6 protein-coding genes are annotated in these 6,223 nt (G+C 73.4%); 1 reads left to right on the top strand and 5 read right to left on the bottom strand.

Features of this window, described 5'->3' with window-relative positions; translation table 11 throughout:
* From D455_RS0113795 to D455_RS0113785, 3 genes are all read right to left on the bottom strand, one after another.
* Positions 1–392: inositol monophosphatase family protein (locus D455_RS0113795; RefSeq protein WP_040684848.1), on the bottom strand; the 392-nt coding region annotated here is incomplete at its 3' end.
* A 3-nt stretch (positions 393–395) separates the two neighbouring features.
* The gene (locus tag D455_RS0113790) at positions 396–1,934 is read right to left on the bottom strand and encodes a sugar transferase (protein ID WP_017571302.1); all 1,539 of its coding nucleotides are present in this window, start codon (positions 1,932–1,934) and stop codon (positions 396–398) included.
* Positions 1,935–2,233: 299 nt separating this feature from the next.
* Positions 2,234–3,220, bottom strand: coding sequence for a DsbA family oxidoreductase (locus tag D455_RS0113785; protein WP_017571301.1), 987 nt, complete (start codon positions 3,218–3,220; stop codon positions 2,234–2,236).
* Positions 3,221–3,312: 92 nt separating this feature from the next.
* Between D455_RS0113785 and D455_RS0113780 the strand changes: the two genes are divergently transcribed.
* Positions 3,313–3,867, top strand: coding sequence for a TetR/AcrR family transcriptional regulator (locus tag D455_RS0113780; RefSeq protein ID WP_017571300.1), 555 nt, complete (start codon positions 3,313–3,315; stop codon positions 3,865–3,867).
* 71 nt (positions 3,868–3,938) lie between these two features.
* Here the strand turns inward: D455_RS0113780 and D455_RS0113775 are convergent, their stop codons facing one another.
* Both D455_RS0113775 and D455_RS0113770 read right to left on the bottom strand, forming a co-directional pair.
* Positions 3,939–5,240, bottom strand: coding sequence for an SGNH/GDSL hydrolase family protein (locus D455_RS0113775; protein ID WP_017571299.1), 1,302 nt, complete (start codon positions 5,238–5,240; stop codon positions 3,939–3,941).
* Between the two features lie 14 nt (positions 5,241–5,254).
* On the bottom strand, positions 5,255–5,989 hold the full coding sequence (locus D455_RS0113770; RefSeq protein WP_040684847.1) for a polysaccharide deacetylase family protein: 735 nt from the start codon (positions 5,987–5,989) through the stop codon (positions 5,255–5,257).
* Positions 5,990–6,223: the final 234 nt, after the last annotated feature.

Genomic DNA, 6,223 nt, shown 5'->3' with positions numbered 1-6,223 from the left:
GGCGGGTCGACCGTGGACAGGGTGCTGCCCTGCGCGGGCAGCGCCACGGCGCCCGCGACCAGGTCGCCGTTCTCCCACAGCGCCACGTGCACGGCCCAGTCGGTGCGCCCGGCCTCGGCGAACTCGCGCGTGCCGTCCAGCGGATCGATGATCCACACCCGGCGCGCGTTGAGCCGCGAGAGGTCGTCGGCGCCCTCCTCGGAGAGCACGACGTCGCTGGGCCGCAGCCGTCCCAGCGCGGAGAACAGGAACTCGTGCGAGGTACGGTCCCCCAGGGTGCGCAGCACGTCGGGCTCGTCGAAACCGTGCCGGGCGCGCAGGCGCAGCAGCAGCTGCCCCGCCTCGCTCGCCAGGTCCCGGGCCACCTCATGATCGTTTCGGATGCTCTTCACCGGCTAGTATGCTCCCGCCCCACGGATCACCGCTGACCACGTCTTCCACAGGATCTGGATGTCCAACGTCAGCGACCAGTTTTCCACGTACCGCAGATCCAGACGGACCGATTCCTCCCAGGAGAGGTCGGAACGGCCGCTGACCTGCCACAGTCCCGTCATTCCCGGCTTGACCACCAGCCTGCGGCGGACGTCGTCCCCGTACCGGGCGACCTCCTCCGGAAGCGGCGGCCGGGGGCCGACGAGCGACATCTCCCCCCGGACGACGTTGACGAGCTGGGGAAGCTCGTCGAGTGAGTACCGGCGCAGCCAGGCGCCCACGGCCGTCACCCTGGGATCGCGACGCATCTTGAACAGCACCCCGTCGTGCTCGTTGCGGGGCTGGAGCATCGCCTTCAACGCCTCGGCCCCGACCACCATCGTACGGAACTTGTACACGGTGAACTCGTCGCCACCCCGGCCCACGCGCGTCTGGGTGAAGAGGGCGGGACCGCCGCCCTCGGAGCGGATGAGGGCGGACAGCACGAGGAACAGCGGGGACAGCAGGACCAGGGCCAGGGCGGCGGCGCAGCGGTCGAAGACGCCCTTGAGGACGCGTCTGGCTCCCACCAGCTCGGGGTGCTCCACGTGCAGGAGGGGCAGTCCGGCGACCGGGCGGATGGAGGTGCGCGGCCCGGCCACGTCCATGAGCGCGGAGGCGACGATGAGGTCGGTGTCGGTCTTCTCCAGCCGCCAGGCCAGGCGGCGCAGCTCGGCGCCGTCCATCTCGGGGCACGCCAGGACAGCGACGGTGTCGGCGCCGACGAGGGCGGCGGCGTCCGCGGCGCTGGTGAAGGTGCCCAGGACCGGGCAGCCCTCCACCTCGTCGACCCCCGCACCGGGAACGGTCTCCTCGTGGGGCAGGCACACACCCACGACGCGCATGCCGTGGTAGACCTCGCCGCGGAACCTCCGGACGAGGTCGCGGACGGCCACGCGGTAGCCGACGACCACGACGCCGCTCATGCACTGGCCCGAGCGGCGGCGCCGGTGCAGGGCCTTGCGGCGCCCGTACCTCCCGCCGAGGCTGAGCAGGAGGATGAGCGGGAGGGCGACGAGCGCGTAGCCGCGGGCGAGGTCGAAGCGGACGGCGTAGGCGCCGACCGCGACGGCCGCGGCGAGGGCGATTCCGGCCGTGGCGACGCGGCGGTACTCCTCGGTCCCCACTCCGAGGAAGCGACGGGCGTAGCCGCCGCCCAGGTAGACGAAGAGGACCCACAGCGGGGGCAGCAGGAGCGAGATCCAGAGGTAGGGCAGCGTGGTGAGCGCCCCGAGCGCGGAGTGGAAGCGGACCGCCGTGCCGCCGAGGGTCGCCGCGAGGGCGGCGGCCAGGTCCAGACCGACCAGGCTCACGACGTACGGACGCATCCAGGCGTTGGCGGCCGTACCACCGGACGCGGCCCCGCCGTGCGGCGCGACGGTCCCGCCCGGTCTGGGGGCGGGACCGATCGTGATCCGCGTCGGCTGTTCGCGGGTGACCTTCGTCCGACTGGTTGTGACCACGTATCCCCCAAGACCACGGCTCTGGAAGCTCATTTCACACCGCTCCGCGCGCCGGGGAGACAACTCTGAGGGCATGAGCGGGACGTGTGCGTCGGGCGCGGAGTCTGACAACCCGAACAGTAGCCAAAAGTAGTGGAAAAGTCGCGCAGAGTTGCGGCTTGTTGGGCAAGAAGCCCGGTCAACCCAGGGGTACGCCTGTGCCGCGATCGGAGTCGCCACGCGGAGGCGTCTGATGGAGGCACCCGCGGCCGCGTGAAGCGGACGCCCGGAACCCGCCACGGGGTCCGGAAGCGTCCGCGTCAGACGTACGCGGGGACCATCACCCCGGCCAGGCGCAGGTGGGGTTCGGCCCGCTCCCTCTCACCGCGGCGCTGGAGGGTGCGGCCCAGCAGCAGGCGGGCGTAGGCGTCGTCCGGGGCCTCCTCCACCAGTGCCTCCAGCACGCTGAGGGCGCGGCCCAGCTGCGCGGAACGGTGGTAGGCGCGGGCGGCGAGCAGGCGCACGTTCCGGTCGGACGGGTACTCGTCCAGCATCGGCCGGAGCAGCGTGAGCGCGCCGAAGGGGTCGCCCTGCCCCAGCAGGGACTCCGCCTGGCGGAAGCGCTCCACCTCCTCCGGCAGTCGGCGCGTGGCGTGCGCGGCGGAGCCCGCCAGGAAGTCCCGGATCACGTCGGGGTGCTGAGCGCCCTCCAGCGCCCGGCCGTTGACCACGAGGGTCGGTGAGGTACGCACGCCGACGGCCCTGCCGCGCAGCAGGAGTTCGCGGACGCGTTCCTCCCCCGCCCCCTCCCGCAGGAGGGGCCCGCCCTCGGGGAAACCGGCCTCGCGGGCGACGCGGTCCAGGACCTCGGCCGCACCGATGTCGGCGGCCTCCACGAAGTGCGCGCGCAGCACTCCTTCGGCGACGGCGCCCTGGAGGCCCGGACCGCCCGACTCCAGGGCGAGGGTGAGGAGCCGGTGGGCGTCGTGGCTGCTGACCCGCCAGGCGGCGCCCCAACGGGGCCCGAGGCCCTCGGCCTCCGCGATCTCGGCGACGCGAACGCGGTTCTCGGCCGGGGTCAGGTCGGGGGCGCAGGCCCGGAGAGCGGTGTCCACGAGGGGATCGCGCAACAGTTCGTCCAGGGGTTCGGCCTCGGCGGGGGCCGTGGGGTCGATCCGGTACGGGCGCCAGACCGTCTCCGGAGCCCTCCCCTCCGGGGCGGTGAACCCGGTGAGCGCCCGCTCCAGGCGCCGCTTGCCGACGTACGTCCACGGGCAGACCACGTCAGCCCAGATCTCGATCCTCATGCGACCAACTTAAGAGACAGTTGTTGCTCAAGCAAGGCCTGTCGTTCAGAGGACAATCGTTTTCTAAGCAACGGCTGTCGTATGCTGTCCCCGTGAACCCCGATGATCCCCGCGTCCAGCGCACCCGCGACCGTCTGCGTGCGGCCCTGTTGTCCCTGGCCGCCGAGACCGATCTCGGCGACGTCACGATGACCGCCGTCGCCCGGCGGGCCGAGGTCAACCGGGCGACCGTGTACCAGCACTACGCCGACCTGGACGCGCTGGTCGCCGACGCCATGGACGGCGCCGTCGCGCACGTGGCGCGGTGCGCCGCGCTGTGCCCACTGGACGCACCGCGTGACCGCCCCCCGGAACCGCTGGTGGACCTGTTCGGCCACGTGGCCGACCGTGCCGTGCTCTACCGGCGGATGCTCTCCGACCACGGCAGCGCCCGTTTCGCGAACCGGCTGCGGACGCGGCTCACCGATGAGCTGGCCGCGCGCTTCGAACGGGGAACGCGGCCGCCCGGCGCGGTCCCCGCCCGCACACACGCCGCCTACCTGGCGGGTGCGCTGGTCGGGGTGATCGCCGACTGGGTCGGCGGGGACGGTGATCCCGGTCCGGCCGGGGAGGTCGCCCTGGCCACCTGGCGCCTGCTGCGCGCCTGAGGCACCGGTGAGAGCTCGACGGCCCGCTCCCCGGCCTGTCGGAACCGGGGAGCGGGCCTCCTCCGCCCCGGCTACCTCCCCGGGCGGAAGAGCCGGGCGGGGATCGCGTCGGCCATGGCCGCCATACCCGCGTCGTTGGGATGCAGGCCGTCGCCGCTGTCGTACTCGGGCCGCAGTCGCAGCGGGTGCTCCGGGTCGCGCGTCACCGCGTCGAAGTCGATGACGGCGTCGTACTCCCCGCTCGTGCGGATCCACTCGTTGACCGCCTGCCGCCTGGCCTCGTTCTCCTCGTTGTGGAACCCGAGGGAGTCGCCCCCGAACGGCAGGATCGTGCCCCCGTAGATCCGCAGACCGGCGGCATGGGCGCGGGCGATGAGCTGGCGGTGCGCGCCGATGATCTCCTCGGCGGTCACCGCCTCCGAGACCGGGGCCACCGTTCCGGGGTGCCCGATGTCGTTCACACCGAGCAGGACGATGACGTGTCCCACACCCGGGCGCGCCAGCACGTCCCGGTCGAAGCGGCGCAGCGCGCTCTGCCCGAAGAACGCCGCGAAGTCCTCGGCGTCACTCCCCTCGGGCGGGTTGGGGTCGTGCAGGAGCCGGTTGCCCGCGATCCCCGAGTTGAGCACACCGGTGTGCGGCAGGCGCCCGGCGAGCAGGTCGGGCCACCGGTGGTTGGCGTTCACCTCGGTCTCGGCGCCGTCGGTGATGGAGTCCCCGAGGGCGACGACCGCGTCGGCGAGTCTGGTGCGGGCCCTCACGCTGACGCCCGAGAGGAAGTACCACTGGGTGAACGTCCTGGTCGCCTCGACGGACGTGGCACCGGTGACGTTGCCCGTGGCCACCACGTTCTCCTGGTAGGAGGAGCCGTGGAGGGTGGTCACCGGGGTCCGCTCCGGCAGGTGGACGCTCACGACCAGGTCGGACCGCTCGGGCAGCTCCAGCGGCACCGGGTCGCTGATCATGGGCGCACCCGCGGGGATGGTCACCGACGTACGGCCGCCGAAGGTGACCGTGTGGTCGGTGGACGGGTCGATGTCGGTTCCCGAGTCGCCCGCGCGCAGGGCCACGTGGACCTCTCCGACGCGCAGCGGCGTCCCACCGAACTCGTTGGTGAGCCGCAGGCGCAGCTGGTCGCCGCCGATGCTGGTGCGCACGACCTGCCGGACGGTCTCGTCGTCGAGGACGGGGGTGGCCGTGGCCGGTGTGGCGGTCGGCGCGGTCGCCCAGGTGCCGACCCGGTCGCCTGGCGCCGGGTCGGCCGTACGGGGCTCCGGGTCGGCGGCGGCGCCGGTGGCGTTCCAGCCGCCGAGCAGGAGCAGCGTGCTGGCCATGACGGTGGCGACGCGCCACCGGACGGGGGCGTGGGGCATGGTCTCGTCCTCCCCTATCCGCGCCGGGCGGGGAGCGAGAAGTGCCAGCCCTCGGCCTTCAGCCGCGGGATGGTCCGCTCCACGGCCGAGACCGTCTGGCCGCGGTCTCCCCCGCCATCGTGCAGGAGGACCACCGATCCGGGGGTGACGCCCTCCTCCAGGCGCCGGACGAGCTCGTCGGTGCCGGGCGGGACCCAGTCCTCGACGGCCAGGCTCCAGCCCAGCGGCTGCATGCCCATCCGCGCGGCCACCTCGGGGGACCGCCCCCAGGCCCCGTAGGGCGCCCGGAAGTACGGGATGCGGGCGAAGGGCACGGCCTCGCGGATCGCCGCGTTGGTCTCCAGCAGGTCGGCGCGGATCCGCTCCGGCGACCAGTCGCCCATGTCGTCGTGTCGCATGGAGTGGTTGCACAGCGTGTGCCCCTCCCGCACGATCCGCCGGACGAGCTGGGGGTGCTGTCGCGCGTGCTCGCCCCAGAGGCAGAACACGGCCCTGACGCGGTGCTGGCGCAGGACGTCGAGCAGGCGGGAGGTCTCGCCCGGGTTGGGCCCGTCGTCGAAGGTCAGCGCCACGGCCCGGCCGCCGCGCTGCGTGGAGTCGACGATGTCGGGGGTGGCGTGCCCCCGGGGGGAGGGCGGGGCCGGTCGGGAGGATGACGCGGAGGCGGGGGCCGCGGCGCACAGGGCGAGGCCGAGGGTGATCAGGAGCGCGAGGAGGCGGCCCCGCGTCCGTCGGTGGGGGGTGGTCACACTGGTCTCCTTGGGGCGGAGCATGAGGGGATTCCGGAAAATTCCGGCACTTCAGGGAAGCCTAAGGAGCTCCGAACCGGGGTGTCAACGGCCCCGTGGCCCCCGCCCCGCGAGCGCCACGGCGGAACGGGTCACGGCGGCGGGGCGGTGCTGCCCCGGACCATGAGCTCGGTCGCCAGCTCGACCCTCGGGCTCTCGATCGCCTCGCGCCGCACGAGCCGGTTCACCGTGCGC

The sequence above is a fragment of the Nocardiopsis halotolerans DSM 44410 genome (genome assembly GCF_000341065.1).
Classification (GTDB): domain Bacteria; phylum Actinomycetota; class Actinomycetes; order Streptosporangiales; family Streptosporangiaceae; genus Nocardiopsis; species Nocardiopsis halotolerans.
Note: the sequence above shows the minus strand (reverse complement) of the source record. Positions and strands in the feature narration are given on the sequence as shown.